This window comes from Waterburya sp. (genome assembly GCF_058530065.1).
The window spans coordinates 1-23,545 of sequence record NZ_JBZNBU010000331.1; the positions used below are offsets into that span (position 1 = coordinate 1).

The window sequence follows — 23,545 nt, forward strand, 5'->3', positions numbered from 1 at the left end:
GTTTTTTAGAAGATATTGCTATATCTCGCGAATTGCGTAACTTAGCTAGAACACTCAAATCTCAACCTAAAAACATTATTATCATCGCCCCTCAAGTACAAATTCCTGCAGAATTAACTGAAGTCATGACCGTAGTCGATTTTGCTCTCCCTTCCGCACCAGAAATTAAAACCGAAATCGAACGCCTCATCTCAGCAACAGGGCAAAACTTATCTACTCAACTAATAGACGAACTAGTCAGGGCTGCTAGGGGTTTATCTTTAGAAAGAATTAGAAGAGTTTTAACCAGAGCGATCGCCTCTAACGGCAAATTAGAACCAGAAGATGTCGAATTAATCCTCGAAGAAAAACGTCAATCCATTCGTCAAACTCAAATTCTCGACTACTATCCTGCTACAGAACAAATATCCGATATCGGCGGTTTAGACAATCTTAAAAGCTGGTTATTGCGTCGTGGCGGAGCATTTAGCGATCGTGCCAGGGCGTATGGTTTACCCAACCCCAGAGGATTGTTATTGGTAGGAATACAGGGTACTGGTAAATCTCTCACAGCCAAAGCGATCGCCCATCACTGGCATTTACCCTTATTGCGTTTGGATGTGGGGCGTTTGTTTGCAGGTTTAGTAGGAGAATCAGAATCTCGCACCCGTCAAACCATCGAACTAGCCGAAGCTCTTGCCCCCTGTATCTTGTGGATTGATGAAATTGATAAAGGTTTTGCAGGATTAGACGGCAAAGGAGACTCTGGTACTACTAGTCGAGTATTCGGTACATTTATCACTTGGTTGGCAGAAAAGAAAACTCCTGTTTTTGTAGTTGCCACTGCTAACAATATTCGCGCTCTCCCTCCAGAAATGTTACGCAAAGGAAGATTTGATGAAATCTTTTTTGTCGGCTTGCCCAATCAAACTGAGAGACAAGCAATTTTTGAAGTACACCTAGCTAAATTGCGCCCCCATAATCTGGGCAATTATGATGTCAAGCGGTTAGCATATGAGACACCAGAATTCTCTGGGGCAGAAATCGAACAGACAATTATTGAAGCAATGCACATTGGCTTTAGTCAAAATCGTGATTTTACTACCGACGACATCTTAGAGGCTGCCAGTCAAATAGTTCCTTTGGCAAAAACCGCTCAAGAGCAAATAGAATTTTTACAACAATGGGTAGCAGCAGGAAAAGCTCGTTTGGCTTCTAAAAATAACGATTTAGGCGATCGAGTGCGGGGTAGTTTTAACTGATTTGCGATCGATTTAAACCGATCGATTAGCCAACAAAACGATCTATTTTCGCTGTTTAAGAAAACACAACACAGATGACTAAATCTATTATTCTTCAACGTCTTTCCTCTACGGCTCAATTTATCTTGGGCTTTATTATTGGCATTGCTCTAATAGTAGGAGTTACGGGTAGCATGGTGTTTGTCTACTACAAAAAAATGTCAGTATCACCTAAAAAACCCGATTTTCCTACCCCTTCAGTCGAATCTACTGTTGATAGCACTACAGAATCGGCAACAGAGATCGAGCCATTAGAGTCAAATACTACAATGGAAGGAGAAGAGCTAGCAGTCATTCCAGAAGAACCAGAACCAGAACCAGAACCAGAACCAGAATTACCAATCAATGCCTATTATGCCAAAGTTACTTGGCCTCAAGGTTTGATTTTAAGAGCCGAACCTAGTTTGAATGCTGGCAGAGTTGGAGGAATTGAGTTTGATCGCACCATTATTATTTTAGAAGACACTGGCGATGGAAAATGGCAACGGGTTCGACTCCCTTGGAGTCAGCAAGAAGGATGGGTTAAGGGAGGTAATACTCAGCGAACTTCTTATTAAGTAGCCATTGAGACTGTTGGTCATTGCTCCTAAAAATATCCCAACTGTAAAAAAATATCCTTGTCAGATTGATACATAGTCATGTATCATTAGTGATTGTGGTTAAAACTGGCAAATCTCACATATAGATATACCAATCTAAATCATCCCCCTTAGTCAGAAAGATAGATTCTCAAGACTAGACAAGGGAGTTTTTACAAGGATAAAAACAAACTTGTTATGGGGTAAGTGAGAATATTATTAGGATTTGCTTCCTCCTCCTATGGATACTGAAGAATTAATTTCTTTAAGTCTTTGAGGGTCAAGGTAACTGTACGTAGAGACAGCTAAAACTGAATCTAATCGTAAATCTTAGAAAAAAAATATATATTTGCTGCTTTGCATCTTGTAAATAGCGGTTTAACCAAAATTCGATTGTAGATTGCTGCGATCGCAACTTGGTGCGAGCTTATGCAAGATGGTTGTTTTTTGTCAGTCAGCAGGCGAATCACTCAACCCAAGTTACTGTAAGTTTAAAGTTACAGGCATATTAGTCAAACAACTAACAGCTAACAACTAATAACTAACAGCGGTAAAAGGTTTATTGTGTTGCAATTATAGAGGAGCTAAAACTCGTGTCTGTCGGCATTCTTGGCACTAAATTAGGCATGACCCAAGTTTTCGACAAAGAAACAGGAAACGCGATTCCTGTAACTGTCGTACAAGCTGGGCCTTGTGTCGTAACTCAAATCAAAACTAAAGAAACAGACGGCTATAGTTCGATCCAAATTGGCTATGGCGAAGTTAAAGAAAAAGCTTTATCCAAGCCCGAACTAGGTCATCTTAGCAAAGCAGGGGCTAGTCCTTTGCGCCATCTAAAGGAATATCGTACTGAAGACACAGCAGGTTACGAATTAGGTTCTACCCTAGATATCTCGGCAATCTTCAATATCGAAACTACTGTAGATATTAGTGGCAAAACAATGGGTCGCGGTTTTGCAGGCTACCAAAAAAGACATAACTTTAAACGCGGTTTGATGAGTCACGGTTCTAAAAACCACCGTGCCCCTGGTTCTACTGGTGCTGGTACTACCCCTGGTCGTACTTATCCTGGAAAGAAAATGGCTGGGCGTTATGGTGGCAAGCAAGTCACTACTCGTAAGCTCAAAGTTGTCAAAATTGATGCCGAACAAAACTTGTTGCTCATCAAGGGTGCAGTTCCAGGCAAGCCTGGTTCTTTGCTCAGTATTTCTCCTAGCAACATTGTTGGCAAGTAACAGCTTGTTATTTAGAAACAATAATAGATAGATAACAAATAACTATGGTTAATTGTGTAGTCAAAAATTGGCAGGGGGAAGATGCTGGCGAGGCAACCCTGGAATTAAAAGTAGCCAAAGAAGAGAATGCGGAACACATCGTTCACAGGGCATTAGTTCGCCAACTAAATAATGCCCGTCAAGGTACTGCTTCTACCAAAACTCGCTCCGAAGTTCGGGGTGGTGGACGCAAACCCTGGAGACAAAAAGGAACGGGACGCGCTCGTGCAGGTTCGATTCGTTCTCCCCTATGGCGAGGTGGTGGTGTAATCTTCGGGCCAAAACCCAGAGACTACAGCACTAAAATGAATCGCCAAGAAAGACGTTTGGCATTAAGAACAGCTTTTATAGCTCGCGTTGAAGATATGATTGTGGTAGAAAACTTCGGTGCGGAACTAGAACGTCCCAAAACTAAAGAAGTTATTGCAGCTTTAGGACGTTGGGGCATTGGTGCTGATGAGAAAGTATTAATGATCCTCAAAGATGTTTCTGACAACGTTAACTTGTCCGTTCGCAACATTGCCAAAGTCAAGTTAATCAAGTCTACTAACCTCAACGTAGCTGACATTCTTCACGCTAACAAGATTGTCGTCTCTAAAGAAGCTTTAGCAGATATTCAGGAGGTTTACGGTGACGGTTAAAAATACGACTAAATATGGAGAGAGAGAATTAGCAGACTTAATTCTCAAGCCCATCATTACTGAGAAAGGCACGATCCAAATGGAGCTTAACAAATACGTTTTTGACGTACTGCCTAAAGCTACCAAGCCCGATATCAAAGCAGCAATTGAAAGCCTATTTGATGTCACCGTGGTCAAAGTTAATACTTTGACTTTACCCCGCAAAAAACGTCGCGTCGGTAGATTTATCGGTTACAAAGCTCAATACAAACGAGCAATTGTAACCCTCAAAGAAGGGGACACTATTACTCTATTCCCTGACGTATAACCAACTCGCACTCGAAAAAGCTAGAAAAAGCAAATTATGGGTACTCGTTCATTTAGACCATACACTCCAGGGACTCGCCAAGCGGTAGTTCCCGATTTTTCGGAAATAACTAAAAGTAAACCCGAAAAGTCTTTAACCAAATACAATCACCGTAAAAAAGGTCGCAACAACCGAGGTGTGATTACCAGTCGTCGTCGCGGTGGCGGACACAAACGTCTTTACCGCATCATTGATTTTCGTCGCGACAAGCGTAACATGACCGCAGAAGTAGTTGCGATCGAATACGATCCCAACCGCAACGCTCGTATTGCTCTAGTGCAATATGAAGATGGCGAAAAACGCTATATTTTAGCAGCTGTTGGCATGAAAGTCGGCACGCAAATTATTGCGAGTCCCGACGCTCCTATTGAAGTAGGAAATGCTTTACCCCTGAGTAAAATGCCTTTGGGTGAAACTATTCACAATATCGAATTGGTAGCTGGTCGTGGCGGACAAATCGTCCGCGCTGCTGGTGCTGCAGCCAAGGTGATGGCAAAAGAAGGGGACTATGTAACAGTGGGTCTTCCTTCCAAAGAAGTACGCATGATCCGCAAAGAATGCTACGCCACTATCGGACAGGTTGGTAACGTCGAATATCGCAACTTGAAACTTGGGAAGGCAGGTAAGATGCGCCATAAAGGTAGAAGACCCGAAGTTCGTGGTAGTGCGATGAACCCTTGCGATCACCCTCATGGTGGTGGTGAAGGACGCGCTCCTATCGGTAGAAGTGGTCCTGTTTCTCCTTGGGGTAAACCAGCTTTGGGTAAGAAAACTCGTAAGAAAAATAAACCCAGTAACAAGTTGATTGTCCGTCGTCGTCGTTAATTAATCGTTGATTTAAAAATATGAGTCGTTCTTTAAAGAAAGGGCCTTTTATCGCCGATAGCTTACTTAAAAAAATTGAGAAGCTAAACGCTGACAATAAAAAAGAAGTAATCAAAACTTGGTCGAGATCCTCAACCATTCTGCCCTTGATGGTGGGACATACGATCGCAGTTCACAATGGTCGCCAGCACATTCCCGTGTTTATCAGCGATCAAATGGTGGGACACAAACTAGGAGAATTTGCTCCTACCCGTACTTTTAGGGGTCATGCTAAAAGCGACAAAAAAGGAAGACGCTAGATATCAGATATCACTATGGCTATAGATACTAATAATGAAGTCAAAGCGATCGCCAAATATATTCGTATGTCTCCTTTTAAGGTCAGACGGGTATTAGATCAAATTCGCGGTCGTCAATATCGAGAAGCTTTAATCATTCTTGAATTCATGCCTTACAAAGCTTGCGACCCAATTCTCAAGGCTTTGAGGTCGGCAGTAGCTAACGCAGAACATAACAATGGATTAGATCCTGCAACTTTAGTGGTCAGCCAAGCTTTTGCAGATGGTGGTCCAGTTCTCAAACGTTATCGTCCAAGAGCGCAAGGTAGGGCATATCAAATCCGCAAGCCTACCTGTCACATTACTGTGGCTGTTGCGCCAGAAGTAACCGATTAGAAAATTAATTAATTACTATTACGAGGAAACATTTGTGGGACAGAAGATACACCCAACGGGTTTTCGTTTAGGAATCACCAAAGAACACCAATCTTGTTGGTATGCAGATGCTAAACGCTATCCAGAACTATTACAAGAAGATCGCAAGATCAGAGAATACGTCAACCAAGAATTAAACAACGCTGGCATTTCTCAAGTCAAAATCGAACGCAAAGCCGATCAAATCGACTTGGCGATTCATACTGCTAGACCTGGAGTAGTGGTTGGTCGTGGCGGTTCGGGAATCGAAAAACTCCGCAACGAACTACAAGCAAAAGTAGGCAACGCTCGTCAAATTCGCATTAACGTAATTGAAGTACCCCGCGTCGATGCCGATGCGGCTTTAATTGCTGAATACATTTGCCAACAACTAGAGCGCAGGGTTTCTTTTCGTCGCGTCGTGCGTCAGGCAATTCAAAGAGCGCAAAGAGCGGAAGTTTTGGGGATCAAAATTCAGGTCAGCGGTCGCTTAAACGGAGCAGAAATCGCTCGTACCGAATGGGTCAGGGAAGGTCGAGTTCCCCTACACACCCTCAGAGCCGATATTGATTATTCTTATCGTACCGCTTTAACTATCTACGGAATTCTAGGAGTCAAAGTTTGGGTATTTAAAGGAGAAATTATCCCAGGACAGGAAGAAGCACCCGCACCCAGCCAAGCACCTCGCCGCCAACGTCGCCGTCAAAAATTTGACGACCGCTCTGAGTAATTATAAACAATACTTATTTAGCAAAATACTAAGATTATGCTTAGTCCCAGAAGAACCAAATATCGCAAACAACATCGCGGTCGTATGAGAGGTATGGCTTATCGTGGCAATACCCTAAACTTCGGCGACTACGCCCTCCAAGCTACCGAACCTTCTTGGATTACATCCCGTCAAATCGAGGCCGCCCGTCGAGCGATGACTCGTTATGTCAAACGGGGAGGTAAAATTTGGATTCGTATATTTCCCGATAAACCCGTTACCATGCGTCCAGCGGAAACTCGTATGGGTTCTGGTAAAGGTTCTCCCGAATTTTGGGTAGCAGTAGTTAAGCCAGGTAGAATCATGTTTGAAATGGCTGGTGTTGCCGAACCTGTAGCCAAAGAAGCGATGCGATTGGCAGCCCAAAAGCTACCAATTAAAACTAAATTTATCACTCGCAATGAGGATTACAAGTAATGGCTTTACCTAAAGTAGAAGATGCCAGAAAACTAAGCGATGAAGAACTGGCAGCAGAAATCTTGACAGTAAAAAGAGAGTTGTTTCAGCTAAGACTAGAGCAAGCTACTCGCCGTCTAGAAAAACCCCATCTGTTCAAACACGCCAAACATCGCTTGGCACAACTATTAACCGTAGAACGCGAGCGCGAAATCGCTGCTGCAAAAGGAGAATAGAATATGGCAGTAAAAGAAAGAGTTGGAGAAGTGGTCAGCGACAAAATGGATAAAACCGTTGTTGTAGCGATTGAAAACCGTTCTCCCCACCCTAAATACGGCAAAATTGTCGTCAGAACCAAGAAATATAAGGCACACGACGAGGAAAACCAATGTAAAATTGGCGATCGCGTGCGGATTAAAGAAACTCGTCCCCTCAGTAAAACCAAACGCTGGACGGTCGAGGAAATTATTGAATCCAGAAAATCCTAACTCAAGCTCAAATTCAATTTTCCCGATCGAGAGTAAACTAATGATTCAACAACAAACCTATCTAAATGTCGCTGACAACAGTGGCGCGCGCAAGCTGATGTGTTTGCGCGTCATCGGCAAAGGGAACTGTCCCTATGCTTTTATTGGTGATGTCGTAGTGGCAGTAGTAAAAGACGCTCTTCCCAATATGGGCGTGAAAAAATCCGAAGTAGTCAAAGCGGTAATCGTTCGTACCAAGCAATCGGTAAGTCGTCCTAGTGGTATGAGCATTCGTTTTGACGATAACGCTGCGGTAATTATCAACGATCAAGGTAGCCCTAGAGGTACTCGTGTCTTTGGTCCCGTAGCACGAGAATTGAGAGAGAAAAATTTCACCAAGATCGTCTCTTTAGCTCCAGAGGTAATCTAAATGGCAAAAACGAACAAAGCACCTACCCGCTATAAAATGCACGTAAAAAAGGGAGATACCATCCAGGTAATCTCTGGACGCGACAAGGGTAAAATCGGCGAAATTACCAGAGTAATTCCCAAAACCAGCCAAGTGGTCGTTGAGGGAGTTAACGTCCGCACCAAGCACGTTAAACCACAGCAGGAAGGAGAATCTGGTCAAATTGTGACTTTTGAAGCTCCCATCCATAGCTCTAACGTGATGCTCTACTCCACCAAAGAAAATACCGCCAGTCGCGTGGGTTATACCTTTACTGAAGATGGTCGTAAAGTGCGAATGCTCAAAAAAACAGGCGAAATTATCGACTAGCCCTTTTCATTTAACATTCATCATTGAACATTAAACAGTTAATTATTGGTAACTAAATAATTTTTGTCTTAGTGGGATTTGATAAATGCTTAATGATAACTGTTAAATATATATCTTCCTGACCAAGCCCAGGAATAAATTAATCACTATGCCCAAACCACTCAAAAACCGATATCTAGAAGATATTGTTCCTAAACTAACCGAACAATTCAACTTTACCAACGTTCACCAAGTTCCTAGAGTAGTCAAAATTGTGGTTAACAGAGGTTTAGGGGAAGCATCTCAAAATGCTAAAGCCCTAGAATCTTCTATTAACGAATTGATGGTAATTACAGGACAAAAACCTGTAGTTACTAGAGCTAAAAAAGCGATTGCAGGTTTTAAAATCCGTCAAGGAATGCCCGTTGGTGTCATGGTGACTCTTAGAGGCGAGAAAATGTATGCTTTTCTCGAAAGACTAATCGCCCTAGCACTGCCTCGCATTCGCGACTTTCGCGGTATCAGTCCTAAAAGTTTTGACGGTCGTGGCAACTATAGTCTAGGGGTTCGCGAACAGCTAATGTTCCCCGAAATCGATTACGATAGCATCGATCAAATTAGAGGGATGGATATTTCCATCGTTACTTCTGCAGCTAATGACGAAGAAGGACGCGCTCTTCTCAAAGAAATGGGAATGCCTTTTCGCGACAACTAACATCCTTAGTATCTAACAATAAAAAATAGGAAATAATGGCAGCAACCGATACTATTTCAGATATGCTGACCCGCATCCGTAATGCCTGTATGGTCAAGCATCAAACTACCCAAGTCCCCTCCACTCGCATGACAAGAGCGATCGCTCAAGTGTTACAAAGTGAAGGTTTTATTGAGGGTTTTGAAGAAACTGGGGAAGCACCCAAAAAAATTATTGTAATTTCCCTCAAATACAAAGGTAGAAATCGACAACCAATCATTAGTACTCTCAAAAGAGTCAGCAAGCCAGGTTTGCGAGTTTATTCTCGTAAAAAAGATATTCCTCGCGTCCTCGGTGGTATTGGTATTGCGATCGTTTCCACTTCTCGTGGAGTAATGACAGATAGAGAAGCTCGCAGTCAAGGAGTTGGCGGCGAAATCCTCTGCTACGTTTGGTAATTAAACAGGAGGACTGATAAATGTCTCGTATTGGCAAATTGCCTATCCCAATTCCTGACAAAGTAACCGCGCAAATCTCAGGACAACACATCACCGTCAAAGGGCCAAAGGGGACTCTCGAACGAGAAATTCCCCAGCCCATTGAAGTCAAACAGGAAGGAAATACTATCATAGTCACTCCTACTGATAGTTCTCGTATTGGTCGCCAGCGTCACGGTCTTTGCCGCACTTTGGTAGCTAACATGGTAGATGGAGTCTCTCAAGGATTTCAAAAGCGTTTGTTAATTCAAGGGGTGGGTTATAGAGCGCAAGCCCAAGGAAAAAAATTAACTCTCAACGTTGGCTATAGTAAGCCCGTTGAAATGGAAATGCCCGATGGTATCGACGTAGCCGTAGAAAATAGAAACGTTGAAGTCGTTGTTAGTGGCATTGATAAAGAAGTAGTGGGTAATGTAGCTGCCAAAATCAGAGCAGTTAGACCTCCCGAACCTTATAAAGGAAAAGGAATTCGCTACTCCGATGAGTATGTAAGACGCAAAGCTGGTAAGACAGGTAAGTAAAGATCATGAAGCTTTCACGCAAAGAATCGGTAAAACGCCGTCATCGACGGGTACGCAAAAAAGTCAGCGGTACTCCCGAACGTCCTCGTTTGTGCGTTTTTCGTTCCAACAATCATATTTATGCCCAAGTTATTGATGATGTGGCACAGCACACTCTAGCAGCAGCATCAGACTTCAATGTAGAAAAAATCAGTTCTGGAGCTACTTGCGAAGCATCTGCTGCCGTTGGTAAGTTAATCGCAGAAAGAGCTAAAGCAAAAGGAATCGAAAAAGTAGTTTTTGATCGCGGTGGTAATCTTTATCACGGTCGAGTTAAAGCTTTGGCAGATGCAGCTCGCGAAGCTGGCTTAGACTTTTAAATTAAAACTCAAAAATAATAACTATGGCTAATAAATCTAACAAGTCGCGCAAAAAAAGTCGCGCTAAAGATAAAGATTCAGCTTGGCAAGAGCGAGTAGTACAAATTCGCCGAGTCAGCAAAGTAGTTAAGGGCGGTAAAAAACTAAGTTTCCGCGCCATTGTCGTTGTCGGTAACGAAAAAGGACAAGTTGGTGTTGGTGTGGGAAAAGCTGCTGATGTAATCGGTGCGGTACGCAAAGGCGTTGCTGATGCCAAAAAACAATTGGTGGAAGTATCTCTAACTAAAGCCAACTCAATAGTTCACGTAACTAACGGCGTTGCTGGTGGTGCAAAAGTATTTATGCGACCTGCTGCCCCTGGTACTGGGGTAATTGCAGGTGGTGCGGTACGTACTGTACTCGAACTTGCTGGAGTTAAAAATATTTTAGCCAAGCAGCTAGGTTCTAATAGCCCTTTAAATAATGCTAGAGCCGCAATCGATGCTTTAGAAAGTTTACGTACCTTTGCTGAAGTAGCACGAGAAAGAGATATTCCTCTAGAACAACTATACGCCTAGAACATTAAACAACAATGAAACTAGAAAATCTTAGCCCTAAAGAGGGGTCAAAAAGACGCAGACGTAGAGTTGGTCGTGGCATCGCAGCAGGTCAAGGAGCTAGCTGTGGTTTTGGTATGCGCGGTCAAAAGTCTCGTTCTGGTACGGGAACTAAAGCGGGTTTTGAAGGGGGGCAAATGCCTCTTTACCGTCGAGTTCCTAAGCTCAAACATTTTACTTTAATCAATCAAAAGCAATACACCGTTATTAATATTGAGGCTCTCAAAGATTTACCTGCTAATACAGAAGTAACTTTAGCTTCTTTAATGGAAAACGGTATTGTTACCAGCAACGATGGTTCGTTGAAAATTTTGGGTAATGGAGAAATTAACGTAGCACTAAATATTAAAGCAGCCGCTTTCACTAAAAGTGCTAAAGAAAAAATTGAAGCAGCAGGTGGTAGTTGCGAAGTTGTTGCGAAATAGGGAAACAACGGGATTGGTATATCATAAGTAACGAAGGTATAAGATTAAGTTTATATAAGATTCCTTCGTAAATAACTTATTTAATACCAAGTATATAAAGAGGTAAACCTGCATGGTTAGAGAAAAAACTCCATCAGCACAGGAGACTTTTTTACAAATGGCTCAAGCAGCAGGTCTTAGAGGCAGACTGCTTGTTACCATTGGTCTTCTAGTATTGGTCAGACTGGGGGTATTTATCCCAGTACCAGGTATAGATCGCGAGGTCTTTGGCAATTTTATTAGTAATTCTGGAAACGCTTCCATTGTAGGATTTTTAGATATTTTTACTGGTGGTGGTATTTCTGCCCTCGGTATTTTTGCTTTGGGCATTTTGCCTTTCATTAACGCTTCGATCATTATGCAGTTGTTAGCAACTGCGATCCCTAGTTTGGAGGATCTACAAAAAAATGAGGGCGAAGCAGGTAGGCGCAAAATTTCTCAGATAACTCGTTATGTAGCCTTGGGTGGTGCGATTATTCAAAGTTTTGGGATCACCCTTGGGCTATTAGTTAACAACGGCATCATCGAACGAAGTATTTTTCCCATTGGAGAAACAGTACTGGCTTTAACGGCTGGTTCGATGTTCGTCATGTGGATTTCCGAGCTAATTACCGAAAAAGGCATTGGTAATGGTGCTTCCTTGTTGATTTTTGTCAATATCGTGGCAGTATTACCCAGAACTCTGGGCAACACCGTTACCTACGCTCAAAGTGGTGGTCGCGAAGCAATTGCACAAGTAATTATCTTGTTGCTGGTCTTTTTGACCATGATTGTGGGTATTGTCTTTATTCAAGAAGGTACTCGTCGCATTCCGATTATCTCTGCTCGTCGTCAGGTGGGTAGAAGAGTGTATCGCGAAAGAAGCAATTATCTGCCCTTGAGATTGAATCAGGGTGGGGTAATGCCAATTATTTTTGCTTCTTCGGTTTTATTTCTGCCAGCACAATTAATCGGTTTTTTACCTGGTAATAGTGCAGTTCAAAATGTATTTAACCAGATTGCTACTGCAATTCAACCAGGAAGATGGGCTTATGTTGTTGTTTACTTAGTTCTAATTCTATTTTTTAGCTACTTTTACGCATCTTTGATTGTTAACCCCGTAGATATGTCCCAAAACTTAAAAAAAATGGGCGCGTCTATCCCTGGTATTCGACCTGGAAAAGCTACCAGTGCTTACTTAGAGAAAGTTCTTAACCGTCTGACTCTTTTGGGTGCAATTTTCTTGGGTTTGGTAGCTACCGTTCCAACTTTGGTAGAAAGTGCTATTCCCGCAGGTACTACGGTATTTAGCGGTTTTGGAGCGACGTCTTTACTAATTTTAGTTGGTGTGGCTATTGATACGGCAAAACAAATTCAAACCTACGTAATTTCTCAACGCTATGAAGGCATGGTTAAACAGTAAGACTGAATAATCAATACAGCGAACCCATAATTTAATTGTCCACAATTGATTTGGGTTTGCTAGTTCAAAACTAAATTTTAATAAGTTGATATGGCGAAGCGACTAATATTCCTTGGTCCTCCTGGTGCGGGCAAAGGAACTCAAGCACAAGTGCTATCAGAAAGTCATCAAATTCCTCATGTTTCTACAGGAGATATTTTAAGAGCGGCTGTAGCCCAGCAAACTGATTTAGGCAAACAAGCTCAAGACTATATGAATCAAGGGGAATTAGTCCCTGATTCTTTAATTCTCGGTTTAATCCAAGACCGTTTGTCTTATGAGGACACTGCTAATGGTTGGATATTAGACGGTTTTCCTAGAAACGTCAATCAAGCAGCTTTTTTAGAAGAGTTGCTAGAAAAGTTAGATCAAAGCGCAGATTGCGTATTAAATCTAGAAGTACCCGATGAAGTTTTGGTGGAAAGGCTATTAGCCAGAAAGCGTAAAGACGATAATGAAGAAACTATTCGCCGTCGTCTTGAAATTTATCACCAGGACACAGTACCTGTAATAAATTTTTATAAAGAGAAAGAGACTCTTAAAATCATCAATGGAGATCGGATGATGGAAGAAGTGACTCAGTCCCTAAATGAAGCGATTTCTTCGTAATTTATAATTTGCACTACTCAAATGAATGAATTCTGGCGAGTATAGCAAAAAAAGGTAAGATTGAAAATGCTTTATCGGCAATTTACACCATAAATCAAAGTAGAGATAATTTGCCACTAACTATTCAGCATGAAATAAGGGAAGGAGACAAACATTGGCTAAACAAGATTTAATTGAAATGGAAGGGACAGTTACAGAATCCCTTCCTAATGCTATGTTTCGCGTCGATCTAGATAATGGCTTTAACGTTTTAGCTCATATTTCGGGAAAGATTCGACGTAATTACATCAAAATCCTACCAGGTGATCGAGTCAAAGTGGAATTAACGCCCTATGACTTAACTAAAGGAAGGATAACCTATCGTCTCAAAAATAAATAAGAGTTTATTTCCAAGGCGAACGACCTAGTTTGACGTACAAACTAATTTATAGATATAATAATAGGCTTGCAGTGCGGCCAGGATAAGGCATGAAAGTTAGACCATCAGTTAAAAAAATGTGTGAAAAATGCCGTGTAATTAAAAGACGCGGACGAGTAATGGTTATTTGTAGTAGTAACCCCAAGCATAAACAACGCCAAGGATAATTGTCTAGTACTTGGCAATTGATTTTAAGTATAGTCACTCGACTAATAGCAGACAGAATTATAGAAGTAAAAAGGGAGTAAATAAAGTGGCACGGATTTCTGGGGTAGATCTTCCTCGTGATAAGCGTGTAGAAATTGCACTGACTTACATTTTTGGAGTGGGTTTGGCGCGAGCGCAAAAAGCAATTGCTGAAACTGGAGTTAATCCAGATACCAGAGTGCGAGACTTATCGGACGAAGATGTTACTAAACTAAGAGCCTATATTGAAGACAACTATCAAGTCGAAGGGGATTTGAGACGTTGGGAAGCAATGAATATTAAGCGTTTGGCGGACATTGGCTGTTATCGAGGTCGTCGTCATCGTATGGGCTTACCTTTAAGGGGTCAAAGAACTCGCACTAATGCTCGAACCAGAAGAGGTAGAAGGCTAACTGTAGCTGGTAAGAAAAAAGCTCCTGGTAAGAAGTAATTAGTTTCCACCATACAAGTTCAAATAAATTACAGAGTAATTAATATGGCGCAACCAAAAAGAAGAAGCGGCGCAAAAAAGAATAAAAAAAATGTTCCCAATGGCGTAGCTCACATTCAGTCAACATTTAACAATACGATTGTTACTATTTCCGATACCAGAGGCGATGTGATTTCTTGGTCTTCAGCAGGAGCTAGCGGATTTAAAGGAGCTAAAAAAGGTACTCCCTTTGCCGCTCAAACTGCAGCAGATAGTGCGGGAAGAAGAGCGATGGATCAAGGAATGCGTCAAATAGAAGTTATGGTCAGCGGTCCTGGTGCGGGCAGGGAAACCGCAATTAGGGCTTTGCAAGGGGCGGGACTAGAGATCACTCTAATTCGCGATGTCACTCCCATTCCTCATAATGGCTGTCGTCCCCCCAAGCGACGTAGAGTTTAATTTTAGTTAGCAATTATTATAGTTGCGACTGGATAGAACAATTATATTATCTTGATTTACCAAATCCCTTGTCGAATAGGAGAGAAACGAGCCTGTGGCACAATTTCAAATTGAGTGCGTAGAATCTAAAACCTTAAAAAATCAACATCAATACAGTAAGTTCGTACTAGAGCCTTTGGATAGAGGACAAGGTATAACTTTAGGTAATGCTCTCAGAAGAGTTTTATTGTCAAACTTAGAAGGAGCTGCCATTACTGCCATTAGGATTGGTGGAGGAATGGCAAAGGGTGAGAATAAGCAAGAACATCGTTTTGGTTTTGCAACTCATGAATTTGCTACGATTGAAGGAGTTAGAGAGGACGTTCTAGAGATTATTCTCAACATGAAGGAGATTGTCCTCAAAAGTCACAGTAATCAGCCTGAAATAGGACGTTTACAAGTAACTGGAAAGCCTGGGAAGGTGACCGTCACAGCAGAGGATTTTAAACTACCTGAAGGAATAGAAGTAGTTGATTCTAGTCAGTATGTAGCTACTCTTGCTGAAGGCACTAGCTTAGAAATGGAATTTCGAGTAGAAAAAGGTAAAGGCTATCGAGCGGTAGAAAGAGGAAAAGAAGAAGGAAGTTCTCTGGATTTTCTGCAAATTGATGCTGTATTTATGCCTGTTAATAAGGTAAACTACAGCGTTGAGGATGCTCGGGTTGATGGTTCGGGCATTCGCGAACGTTTGATTATGGAAATTTGGACAAATGGTAGTGTCAAGCCAGAAGAAGCACTATCCCAGGCAGCAGGTATTGTTGTTGACCTGTTTAATCCACTCCAAGATCTAACTTTAGATGAAAAAATCGATGATTTCCAAGAGGATGAAGATCCTACTAGCCAAATTCCCATCGAAGAATTACAGTTGTCAGTAAGAGCTTACAATTGTTTGAAACGCGCCCAAATTAATTCGGTATCAGATTTACTTGATTATACACAAGAGGATTTGTTGGAAATTAAGAATTTTGGGCAAAAATCTGCAGATGAGGTAATTGAGGCTTTAAAACAACGCTTGGAAATAACCTTACCCCAAGAAAAATCTAGTAAGTAAATATCAAACAACAAAACGAGAATCATGCGACATCGATGTAAAGTAGCGAGGCTGGGATTACCAGCAGACCAAAGGAAGGCTTTAATGCGTTCCTTGGCGACTGAAATTATTCGTCACGGTCAAATTAAAACTACTCTGATTCGCGCTAAAGCAGTGCGTAGCGAAGTGGACAAAATGATAACCTTGGCTAAAGATGGATCTTTGGCAGCTAGAAGGCAGGCTTTAGGATACATTTACGACAAAGAGCTTGTCAGCGAATTGTTCAAAGCGGTGGGAGAACGTTATGGTAACCGCAAAGGTGGCTATACTCGCATTGTTAGAACCAAACGTCGTCGCGGCGATAATGCCGAGATGGCAATTATTGAGCTAGTATAATCGGGCATTCATGGGAATGGTTGTAGATAGCCCAGTAGAAACCAAACCATCTAATAGAGTAGCTTTAGTTATTCAATATTTAGGGACTAACTTTCATGGCTGGCAAAAGCAACCAGATAAAATTAGCGTTCAGGGCTGTATTGAAAATGCGCTCGCCAGTGTTGTTGGCTACCCGATTAGGGTTTATGGTGCGGGTAGAACGGATTCGGGAGTTCATGCTGCCGCTCAAGTAGCTCATTTTGAGTATTCTGGACCAATACCTCCTCATAAATGGGCGAAAATAATCAATGGAAGACTTCCAGAGAGTATACTGATAAGAGGCTCTGCTGGAGTTTCAGCAGATTGGCACGCTCGTTTTTCGGCTGTTTGGCGACGTTATCGTTACACAATCTATACCGATAAACTTCCTAACATATTTGTCGAACAAACCTGTTGGCACTATTATCGGTCTGTTTTACAAGAGTCTTTAATGCAAGCAGCTTTAATTCCTTTAATAGGAGAGCGGGATTTGTCAGCATTCAAAAGAACTGGATCGGATCGAGCGGACTCTTTAGTAGAAATACAGGCTGCTGAGTGTTATCGTCAAGAAGCGTTTTTGTACTTAGAAATTCAGGCAAATGGTTTTTTGTACGGCATGGTACGTCTGCTAGTAGGAATGCTAGTGGAGGTGGGAACTGGAGCGAGAACGCCTGAAAATTTTACCGAAATTTGGCAAAATCAGCGTCGGGACGAGGTAAAGTATTCAGCCCCTGCTAAGGGATTATGTTTGCTCAGGGTTGGTTATCCTGAATTTCCCTTTGCTAAACAATTGTGGTTTGATACCCAGCCTAATTTTTATTTAGCTCAGTAATTTTCTTATTTAAAATAATCCACAAAATACTATCACCTTAAAAATGAACAAAACTCCTTTACCAACTACAAAAAATCTAGAACAAAAATGGTATGTAATTGATGCAGCAGGGCAACGTTTGGGTCGTCTGGCTACGGAAGTCGCCATGATTTTGCGCGGTAAAAACAAACCCAGTTTTACTCCTAATATGGATACTGGAGACTTTGTAATTGTGGTTAATGCCGATAAAGTTGTTGTAACTGGTAGAAAGAGCGAGCAAAAATTATATCGTCGCCACTCTGGAAGACCAGGAGGAATGAAAGTAGAAACGTTCGCTCAGTTACAAAACAGAATTCCCGAAAGAATTATTGAGAAAGCAGTAAAGGGAATGCTACCTAAAAACGCTATGGGTCGCAAACTCTTTACCAAGCTTAAAGTTTATGCTGGTGCAGATCATCCTCATACCGCTCAAACTCCTGAAATTCTAACTATAAACACTATCCCTGCAAAAAACTAAGACATGGAAGCAACACAAGATAAAGTAGTATACTGGGGTACAGGTCGCCGTAAATCTGCGATCGCCCGCGTACGTCTAGTTCCTGGAGAAGGTAAACTAGTAGTTAATGGTAAAGCTGGAGAAGATTATTTTAATCGCATTCCCAGCTACTTGATGTCTATTAGAGGCCCTCTAGAAACTTTAGGTTTTGAGAATGAATACGACATTCTAGTAAATGCCCACGGTGGCGGTTTGACAGGTCAAGCTGACGCAGTAAAATTAGGAGTTGCTCGAGCTTTATGCAAGCAAGACCCTAACAATCGTCAGCCCTTGAAAACAGAAGGTTTCTTAACTCGCGATCCTCGTTGTAAGGAACGTAAGAAGTATGGTTTGAAGAAAGCGCGCAAAGCCCCTCAATTCTCCAAACGATAAAAATATATTTGATAAATTTTTTGAGAGAAAAATAAAATGCCTAAACCTGATATACACCCCACCTGGTATCCAGATGCTAAAGTCATATGTAACGGTGAAGTTGTCATGACTGTTGGTTCTACTCAACCTGAAATTAATGTTGATGTTTGGTCTGGAAACCATCCTTTCTACACTGGAACGCAGAAGATCATCGATACTGAAGGACGAGTCGATCGCTTTTTACGTAAGTACGGTATGCTCGATTCTTCCACAGACTCCGAAAACTAGCCATCCCGAACAGATTATCTGCCCAGTAGTTAGCTTTAAATGACTGCTGGGTTTGTTGTATTTTTAGTTATTTTTCTGGGTTAACCTACTTTAAGAGGAAAAAACAATGGCAGAAACCTATTTATTAGATAAGTTAAAATCCGTACAACAAACTTTTGAAGAACTAACTCATCGTTTAGCAGATCCCGATATTGCTACCAATCCCGATGAGTTGCAAAAGATTGCCAAAGCCCGTTCTTCTCTGGAAGAGACTGTCAATACCTATAAAGCATGGCAAAACGCTACGGAGGAGTTGGCAGGAGCAAAAGAAATTTTAAAAGAAGCAGTCGATCCTGAGATGAAGGAAATGGCTAGCCTAGAAGCTAGCGAATTGGAAGAAAAAATCGAAGAATTAGAGAAAAAACTTAAGATTTTGCTTCTACCTCGCGATCCTAATGATGATAAAAATATCATGCTAGAAATTCGTGCGGGTACTGGAGGTGACGAAGCTAGTATCTGGGCTGGCGATCTAGTGAGGATGTATTCTCGTTATGCCGAAACTCAAAACTGGCAGGTATTTTTACTTAGTGAATCTGCTGCGGATATGGGAGGCTTTAAGGAAGCTATTCTGGAAGTTAAGGGGGATTCTGTATACAGCAAACTCAAGTTTGAAGCAGGAGTACATCGGGTACAGCGGGTGCCTCAAACAGAAGCAGGAGGAAGAGTTCATACTTCTACTGCTACCGTAGCAATTATGCCTGAAGTTGACGATGTGGAAGTAAAAATAGATCCTAAAGATATCGAACTGAAAACCGCTCGTTCTGGTGGTGCTGGAGGGCAAAACGTCAACAAAGTTGAAACCGCTGTGGATTTAATCCACAAGCCGACAGGAATTCGGATCTTTTGTACGGAAGAGCGATCGCAATTACAAAACCGCGAACGTGCCATGCAAATTTTGCGAGCTAAACTGTATGACATGAAATTAGCCGAACAACAAAAGGAAGTCCGAGGTTTGAGGCAGTCCCAAGTCGGTACGGGGGCGCGTTCTGAAAAGATTCGTACTTATAACTATAAAGACAATCGCATTACCGATCATCGCTTGGGTAAAAACTTTCCTCTAGCTGGTTCTTTGGAAGGGGATATTGAAACCATGATTCAGTCTTGTATATCTCAAGATCAACAGCAAAGATTAGAAGAATTAGCTAATTCCCCTGATACTGCCGAAGCTTTAGGTTAATTTTCATCGTGATGTTTTGCTGAGTTTAAGTAAGTTTAATGAATAATGAGTAATTAAAATTATTTATTATTCTCAGTCAAGTTAAAATAATCTTTTAAAGCGATCGCTTGTAGGTAAATATTGCTATCTTTAGTTAACTTTTTAATAGTATTAGACAGTGTATTAGGATAAACGGCGATCGCCAATTCCTTATTCCAATCTGAACTGACAAACTAGTCAATTAAATACTTCTACAAAATTAACCGCTCCTGGGAATATATTTGATTTTACCCAAGTACTGATGGTGAGGAAATTAATTAGATTAACTATACTGTATCTAAAATAAGGGAAAGTTAAATCTAAAATATCTCTAATGACTGCAAATATTCCGCTTGATAATTCGCTTGAAGTTACAGAACTTACGCCTAATTATAAAATTCCCTCGATTTTAATGGCAATTGCGATCGCTCTAGCTTTTCTTTCGGTCTGGATTGGGGGGATTGTGGCTTTGCTGGGTTTATTTCTGACTATACAAACGGCGTTAATTAGGTTGCAATTTACCGAAGAAGATTTAATTGTCTTGCGCTCTGGCAAAGTATTGCGGAAGTTTCCTTATAGCGAATGGTTGAATTGGGAAATCTTTTGGTCGCCCATTCCTATTTTGTTTTATTTCCGCGAAGTAAACAGTATCCATTTCTTACCAATTATTTTTGACCCAAAAACTCTTGGGGACTGTCTAAACAAATATTACCCCAAACAATAGTTAATTATTAACAATTTTATAGCGACGATCGACGACCAGTGGTAGGGTGGGCATAAAATCATAAAAAGCTTTTGCTGCCTATTGCCTGCTTATCCCCATCGACTCTCAACTATAAACTGTCAATCCTCGGTATTTATTTATGAATGAAATTCCTCCTATTCCCGAATCTGAAAACTCTAACTGGAATTCTTCCGAGTTGGAAGATCCGCAGTTGGATGAATTAGAAAATGAATTAAAAATTAAAGCTACATCAGAACCTGTTGAAGAACCTGAGGATGTGTGGTCTTCGGACAATCAAGAAGATCTAGATATTGTTGACGTTACCCTTGAGCCTTCAGAAGAAGAATTAACCCCAAAGAACGCCTCAAATAGTTCTTTAGATGCTCCCGAAAACAATAACATTGAAGAAATAACTCCTGCAAAAGCCACCTCAGAACAAGAAACAGAAATAATAAATGGAGAAGTAACAGAAAAACAAGAAGATAAATCCACCCAAGAATCAGAATTATTTGTCGATAGTTGGTTGGACGAACCTCAAATGGATGCTGCACCCACGATCTTGACTGAAGTAACTCCTGATGGCATAGGTTCGGGAACAGAATTAGATAGCCTAAAATCAAAAAAAGCAACTCTCCAACAAGAAATAGTAGATCTTCAAGCCCAAAAAGAAACCATACTCCTCGAACAAACAAGAGCCGTGCAAGAAAATATCGCGCAAATGGTCGAAGAAGGGACTAAAGAGCTAAAAGAGCGCAGAACTAACCTACAAATCGAAATTGAGAAGTTAGAACGTCGTAGAGATCGAATTAATAAGGAAATGCGGGCTAATTTTGCTGGTTCTTCCCAGGAATTAGCGGTAAAAGTTCAAGGCTTTAAAGAATATTTAGTGGGTAGTTTGCAAGATTTAGCTCGTGCAGCAGATAAATTAGAACTAGTTAAAGCTGAACCTCCTTACCGAAGAAGTCGAGAACCCCAAAATCGCGTTCGAGATGATTGGGAAACAGGAAGAAGTCAAAACAGAGGAGAAAGAACAGGCAGGGAATCTAGAGTTAGAAGAGAGCGAGATAGCCGAGAAAGCAGAGATCCTAGAAGTAGAAGAGAGGGAAATAGAGGAGAAAGAAATTCCGTACCTCCCATTCCTCAAGGACAATTCTCTGAACCTACTTTTGCCGACCAAGGAAGACGTATTCGCCAGATAATTGATAAATATCGCAATAGTCCCGATTATTATGGCGCGCCTTGGCAACTAAGACGGACTTTTGAACCCATACACGCTAAAAGAGTCCAAGATTGGTTTTTCGTCCAGGGTGGAAGAGGAACAGTCGATAGTATGGGCAGTCGTTTACAAAATATTTTAGTAGCTTCGGCAACAATTTCGATTCTTTATAGTCTGTATGGCGATCGCTGTAGATTTTTAGTTCTCACCGACACTCCCGAAAACTTAGGAGAATGGCGCAGAGGATTGCAAGACTGTTTAGGAATCTCTCGCAGCAATTTTGGTTCAAATCGTGGTGTAACTTTGTTTGATGCCCCAGAAATTGTCGTCCAAAGAGCGGAGCGTCTGATTGAGGAAAAACTATTGCCAGTGATTATAATTGACGAGACAGAAGAATTATTAAATTTATCTGTCTTAAAGTTTCCTTTATGGTTAGCTTTTGCTTCGAGCAACAAACAAGCATCTTCTAATTATTTATATTAGGAAAAGAATTTTGCCTAGGTATTTTTTTTGTTGCAAAAAGCCGTTAAACTGATCCTAAATATTAGTGCAGTAATAAATTATGATTTTAAATTTTCTTGTAGGGGGGCTATTGGTATCAGTTGCTTACCTATTGGGATCGACTCCCACTGGATACGCTGTTGGACTTTATTTAAAGGGAATAGATATTCGGGAACATGGTTCTGGCTCGACAGGTGCAACTAATGTTTTACGCACTGTAGGTAAGTCTGCTGCTTTAGCCGTATTGGCGATCGATTTACTCAAAGGTTCTCTAGCTTTGGCGTTAGTCAATTTAGTTTATTCTTTTGCTCCCAGTGAATTTTTACCCCTTCAGTGGCATCCTTGGTTAATTACGGCAGCAGCCCTAAGTGCAATTATCGGACATAGTAAATCTATTTGGCTTAACTTCACAGGAGGCAAATCCGTTGCAACTACCTTGGGGGTTTTGTTAGTGATGAGTCCTACAGTAGCTTTAGGGACTTTGGCTAGTTTTGGCATAATTCTCGCCATCTCTCGCATTGTTTCCTTAAGTTCTATCTGTGGTGCGATCGCCGTTAATATTCTGATGGTAGCTTTCAATCAGCCTCTGGCATACTCTCTTTTTGCTGCTTTAGCAGGTATTTACGTGGTTTTACGCCACAAAACTAATATCCAGCGTTTACTTGCTGGTATTGAGCCAAAAATCGGTCGGGCATTGTAATATTACCGAGACGATTTTAGGTTGTTGATTTCAACAATAATATATGAGCTTTCAAAAAAAGTTTGAAAAATTCCAGTAAGAGTAATAAATACTTTTACTGGAATTTTTGATTTTAGATCAATTTTATTTAATTAAGCCTACTTATTTGTTGTTTATGTTGGAAGCTTTAATTATTTACAGTCGCTACCCAGAACCAGGGAAAACTAAAACCCGCATGATTCCAGCTTTGGGTGCAGAGGGAGCAGCCCAATTACAAAAGGAAATGAGCGAGCATACTGTTAATCTGGCTCGCCAACTTCAAACAGAGCGCAACATTGCTATTGAGGTGCATTTTGCTGGAGGAAACAAATCATTAATGTCTGATTGGTTAGGAGAAGATTTGACTTATATTCCTCAAGTTGATGGGGATTTAGGCAATAAAATGCTGACTTCTTTTCAAAAAGCTTTTGATCGCCAATATCAAAGAGCAGTCATAATTGGTATTGACTGTCCCGATCTGAGTTTGAATATTTTAAATAATGCCTTTGATGCTTTAGTAAAAAAAACATTAACTATCGGTGTAGCGGAAGACGGAGGTTATTATTTAATCGGTCTAAATAGTATATTTCCTCAGTTATTTGGCAATATTGATTGGGGAACAGATAAAGTTTTGCAACAGACTAAAACAATCGCGCGAAAACTTAATTTAGATGTAGAATATTTAGCTGTTTTATCTGATGTAGATCGTCCCAAAGATTTAGATATCTGGTTAAAATATCAAAAATCTGGTGTTAATAAAGGGCGAAGCCCTAACTCTTAGCTACTAGCTTTTAACCAAATGTTGTGAGAACTCTCAGTCTTTGGCTTCGCCAAGGCTGGGACGGGGCTTATCAATACCTGGGGAAACCCCAGGTAACAGCCCCTCATGAATCACAATTATACAAACATTTTTTGTGTTTATCATCATATGATATAGTGGTAAACATGATAAGAGTAGCACAAA

General features: G+C 41.1%; 37 protein-coding genes. All 37 read left to right on the forward strand.

Annotation, left to right across the window (positions count from 1 at the left end; all coding sequences use genetic code 11):
• Positions 1–1,241 (forward strand): AAA family ATPase (locus AC33VI_RS19595; protein WP_491783944.1); only part of this gene is annotated, 1,241 nt, incomplete at its 5' end.
• 74 nt (positions 1,242–1,315) lie between these two features.
• Positions 1,316–1,837 (forward strand): SH3 domain-containing protein, encoded by a 522-nt coding sequence (locus AC33VI_RS19600; protein ID WP_491783945.1) that lies wholly within the window; start codon positions 1,316–1,318, stop codon positions 1,835–1,837.
• Between the two features lie 614 nt (positions 1,838–2,451).
• Positions 2,452–3,093: a 50S ribosomal protein L3 gene (gene rplC / locus AC33VI_RS19605; RefSeq protein ID WP_491783946.1), complete on the forward strand. Its 642-nt coding sequence runs from the start codon at positions 2,452–2,454 to the stop codon at positions 3,091–3,093.
• A gap of 44 nt (positions 3,094–3,137) precedes the next feature.
• Entirely contained in the window at positions 3,138–3,773 is a 636-nt protein-coding gene (gene rplD / locus AC33VI_RS19610) for a 50S ribosomal protein L4 (protein ID WP_491783947.1), read from the forward strand.
• Positions 3,763–4,080 carry a 50S ribosomal protein L23 gene (locus AC33VI_RS19615; protein ID WP_491783948.1) on the forward strand — a complete coding sequence of 106 codons (318 nt, stop codon included), beginning with the start codon at positions 3,763–3,765 and terminating at the stop codon, positions 4,078–4,080. Before rplD ends, AC33VI_RS19615 begins: the two co-directional genes overlap by 11 nt.
• Before the next feature lie 36 nt (positions 4,081–4,116).
• Entirely contained in the window at positions 4,117–4,944 is an 828-nt protein-coding gene (rplB, locus tag AC33VI_RS19620; RefSeq protein WP_491783949.1) for a 50S ribosomal protein L2, read from the forward strand.
• Between the two features lie 20 nt (positions 4,945–4,964).
• Positions 4,965–5,243, forward strand: a complete 279-nt coding sequence (gene rpsS, locus AC33VI_RS19625; protein ID WP_491783950.1) for a 30S ribosomal protein S19 — start codon at positions 4,965–4,967, stop codon at positions 5,241–5,243.
• Between the two features lie 15 nt (positions 5,244–5,258).
• A complete protein-coding gene (rplV, locus tag AC33VI_RS19630; RefSeq protein ID WP_491783951.1) occupies positions 5,259–5,618 on the forward strand; it encodes a 50S ribosomal protein L22 in 360 nt (119 codons plus the stop codon).
• 34 nt (positions 5,619–5,652) lie between these two features.
• Complete coding sequence (gene rpsC, locus AC33VI_RS19635; RefSeq protein ID WP_491783952.1) at positions 5,653–6,366, forward strand: 30S ribosomal protein S3; 714 nt, start codon at positions 5,653–5,655, stop codon at positions 6,364–6,366.
• A gap of 36 nt (positions 6,367–6,402) precedes the next feature.
• Positions 6,403–6,822 carry a 50S ribosomal protein L16 gene (gene rplP / locus AC33VI_RS19640; protein WP_491783953.1) on the forward strand — a complete coding sequence of 140 codons (420 nt, stop codon included), beginning with the start codon at positions 6,403–6,405 and terminating at the stop codon, positions 6,820–6,822.
• Entirely contained in the window at positions 6,822–7,037 is a 216-nt protein-coding gene (rpmC, locus tag AC33VI_RS19645; RefSeq protein WP_491783954.1) for a 50S ribosomal protein L29, read from the forward strand. Before rplP ends, rpmC begins: the two co-directional genes overlap by 1 nt.
• 3 nt (positions 7,038–7,040) lie before the next feature.
• Positions 7,041–7,289, forward strand: coding sequence for a 30S ribosomal protein S17 (gene rpsQ / locus AC33VI_RS19650; protein WP_491783955.1), 249 nt, complete (start codon positions 7,041–7,043; stop codon positions 7,287–7,289).
• 40 nt (positions 7,290–7,329) lie between these two features.
• On the forward strand, positions 7,330–7,698 hold the full coding sequence (rplN, locus tag AC33VI_RS19655; RefSeq protein WP_491783956.1) for a 50S ribosomal protein L14: 369 nt from the start codon (positions 7,330–7,332) through the stop codon (positions 7,696–7,698).
• Complete coding sequence (gene rplX, locus AC33VI_RS19660) at positions 7,699–8,046, forward strand: 50S ribosomal protein L24 (RefSeq protein ID WP_491783957.1); 348 nt, start codon at positions 7,699–7,701, stop codon at positions 8,044–8,046. It abuts the gene before it with no gap.
• Positions 8,047–8,194: 148 nt separating this feature from the next.
• Positions 8,195–8,740, forward strand: a complete 546-nt coding sequence (gene rplE / locus AC33VI_RS19665; protein ID WP_491783958.1) for a 50S ribosomal protein L5 — start codon at positions 8,195–8,197, stop codon at positions 8,738–8,740.
• Positions 8,741–8,775: 35 nt separating this feature from the next.
• Entirely contained in the window at positions 8,776–9,177 is a 402-nt protein-coding gene (gene rpsH, locus AC33VI_RS19670; RefSeq protein ID WP_491783959.1) for a 30S ribosomal protein S8, read from the forward strand.
• Positions 9,178–9,197: 20 nt separating this feature from the next.
• Entirely contained in the window at positions 9,198–9,737 is a 540-nt protein-coding gene (gene rplF, locus AC33VI_RS19675; protein WP_491783960.1) for a 50S ribosomal protein L6, read from the forward strand.
• 5 nt (positions 9,738–9,742) lie between these two features.
• Positions 9,743–10,096 (forward strand): 50S ribosomal protein L18, encoded by a 354-nt coding sequence (gene rplR / locus AC33VI_RS19680; RefSeq protein ID WP_491783961.1) that lies wholly within the window; start codon positions 9,743–9,745, stop codon positions 10,094–10,096.
• 23 nt (positions 10,097–10,119) lie between these two features.
• On the forward strand, positions 10,120–10,653 hold the full coding sequence (gene rpsE / locus AC33VI_RS19685; protein WP_491783962.1) for a 30S ribosomal protein S5: 534 nt from the start codon (positions 10,120–10,122) through the stop codon (positions 10,651–10,653).
• Between the two features lie 14 nt (positions 10,654–10,667).
• Positions 10,668–11,117, forward strand: coding sequence for a 50S ribosomal protein L15 (gene rplO / locus AC33VI_RS19690; protein ID WP_491783963.1), 450 nt, complete (start codon positions 10,668–10,670; stop codon positions 11,115–11,117).
• A 112-nt stretch (positions 11,118–11,229) separates the two neighbouring features.
• Positions 11,230–12,558, forward strand: a complete 1,329-nt coding sequence (gene secY / locus AC33VI_RS19695) for a preprotein translocase subunit SecY (RefSeq protein ID WP_491783964.1) — start codon at positions 11,230–11,232, stop codon at positions 12,556–12,558.
• A 90-nt stretch (positions 12,559–12,648) separates the two neighbouring features.
• Positions 12,649–13,206: an adenylate kinase gene (locus AC33VI_RS19700; protein WP_491783965.1), complete on the forward strand. Its 558-nt coding sequence runs from the start codon at positions 12,649–12,651 to the stop codon at positions 13,204–13,206.
• A 154-nt stretch (positions 13,207–13,360) separates the two neighbouring features.
• Positions 13,361–13,585: a translation initiation factor IF-1 gene (infA, locus tag AC33VI_RS19705; RefSeq protein ID WP_019508908.1), complete on the forward strand. Its 225-nt coding sequence runs from the start codon at positions 13,361–13,363 to the stop codon at positions 13,583–13,585.
• An 89-nt stretch (positions 13,586–13,674) separates the two neighbouring features.
• A complete protein-coding gene (gene rpmJ / locus AC33VI_RS19710; RefSeq protein WP_071592945.1) occupies positions 13,675–13,791 on the forward strand; it encodes a 50S ribosomal protein L36 in 117 nt (38 codons plus the stop codon).
• A gap of 86 nt (positions 13,792–13,877) precedes the next feature.
• A complete protein-coding gene (gene rpsM, locus AC33VI_RS19715; RefSeq protein ID WP_491783966.1) occupies positions 13,878–14,261 on the forward strand; it encodes a 30S ribosomal protein S13 in 384 nt (127 codons plus the stop codon).
• A gap of 45 nt (positions 14,262–14,306) precedes the next feature.
• Positions 14,307–14,699, forward strand: a complete 393-nt coding sequence (gene rpsK / locus AC33VI_RS19720) for a 30S ribosomal protein S11 (protein WP_019508910.1) — start codon at positions 14,307–14,309, stop codon at positions 14,697–14,699.
• A 94-nt stretch (positions 14,700–14,793) separates the two neighbouring features.
• Positions 14,794–15,789, forward strand: coding sequence for a DNA-directed RNA polymerase subunit alpha (locus AC33VI_RS19725; RefSeq protein WP_491783967.1), 996 nt, complete (start codon positions 14,794–14,796; stop codon positions 15,787–15,789).
• 24 nt (positions 15,790–15,813) lie between these two features.
• Positions 15,814–16,164, forward strand: a complete 351-nt coding sequence (gene rplQ, locus AC33VI_RS19730) for a 50S ribosomal protein L17 (RefSeq protein WP_491783968.1) — start codon at positions 15,814–15,816, stop codon at positions 16,162–16,164.
• A 16-nt stretch (positions 16,165–16,180) separates the two neighbouring features.
• Entirely contained in the window at positions 16,181–17,014 is an 834-nt protein-coding gene (gene truA, locus AC33VI_RS19735; protein WP_491783977.1) for a tRNA pseudouridine(38-40) synthase TruA, read from the forward strand.
• 43 nt (positions 17,015–17,057) lie between these two features.
• Positions 17,058–17,510 (forward strand): 50S ribosomal protein L13, encoded by a 453-nt coding sequence (gene rplM / locus AC33VI_RS19740; protein ID WP_491783969.1) that lies wholly within the window; start codon positions 17,058–17,060, stop codon positions 17,508–17,510.
• A gap of 3 nt (positions 17,511–17,513) precedes the next feature.
• A complete protein-coding gene (gene rpsI / locus AC33VI_RS19745; RefSeq protein ID WP_491783970.1) occupies positions 17,514–17,921 on the forward strand; it encodes a 30S ribosomal protein S9 in 408 nt (135 codons plus the stop codon).
• Positions 17,922–17,957: 36 nt separating this feature from the next.
• Positions 17,958–18,188 carry a 50S ribosomal protein L31 gene (gene rpmE / locus AC33VI_RS19750; RefSeq protein ID WP_491783971.1) on the forward strand — a complete coding sequence of 77 codons (231 nt, stop codon included), beginning with the start codon at positions 17,958–17,960 and terminating at the stop codon, positions 18,186–18,188.
• 106 nt (positions 18,189–18,294) lie between these two features.
• The gene (gene prfA / locus AC33VI_RS19755; protein ID WP_491783972.1) at positions 18,295–19,404 is read left to right on the forward strand and encodes a peptide chain release factor 1; all 1,110 of its coding nucleotides are present in this window, start codon (positions 18,295–18,297) and stop codon (positions 19,402–19,404) included.
• 352 nt (positions 19,405–19,756) lie between these two features.
• A complete protein-coding gene (locus tag AC33VI_RS19760; protein WP_491783973.1) occupies positions 19,757–20,146 on the forward strand; it encodes a DUF3119 family protein in 390 nt (129 codons plus the stop codon).
• A gap of 139 nt (positions 20,147–20,285) precedes the next feature.
• Complete coding sequence (locus AC33VI_RS19765; RefSeq protein WP_491783974.1) at positions 20,286–21,845, forward strand: DUF3086 domain-containing protein; 1,560 nt, start codon at positions 20,286–20,288, stop codon at positions 21,843–21,845.
• Positions 21,846–21,924: 79 nt separating this feature from the next.
• Entirely contained in the window at positions 21,925–22,563 is a 639-nt protein-coding gene (gene plsY / locus AC33VI_RS19770) for a glycerol-3-phosphate 1-O-acyltransferase PlsY (RefSeq protein ID WP_491783975.1), read from the forward strand.
• 106 nt (positions 22,564–22,669) lie between these two features.
• Complete coding sequence (locus tag AC33VI_RS19775) at positions 22,670–23,362, forward strand: TIGR04282 family arsenosugar biosynthesis glycosyltransferase (protein WP_491783976.1); 693 nt, start codon at positions 22,670–22,672, stop codon at positions 23,360–23,362.
• Positions 23,363–23,545 lie beyond the last annotated feature (183 nt).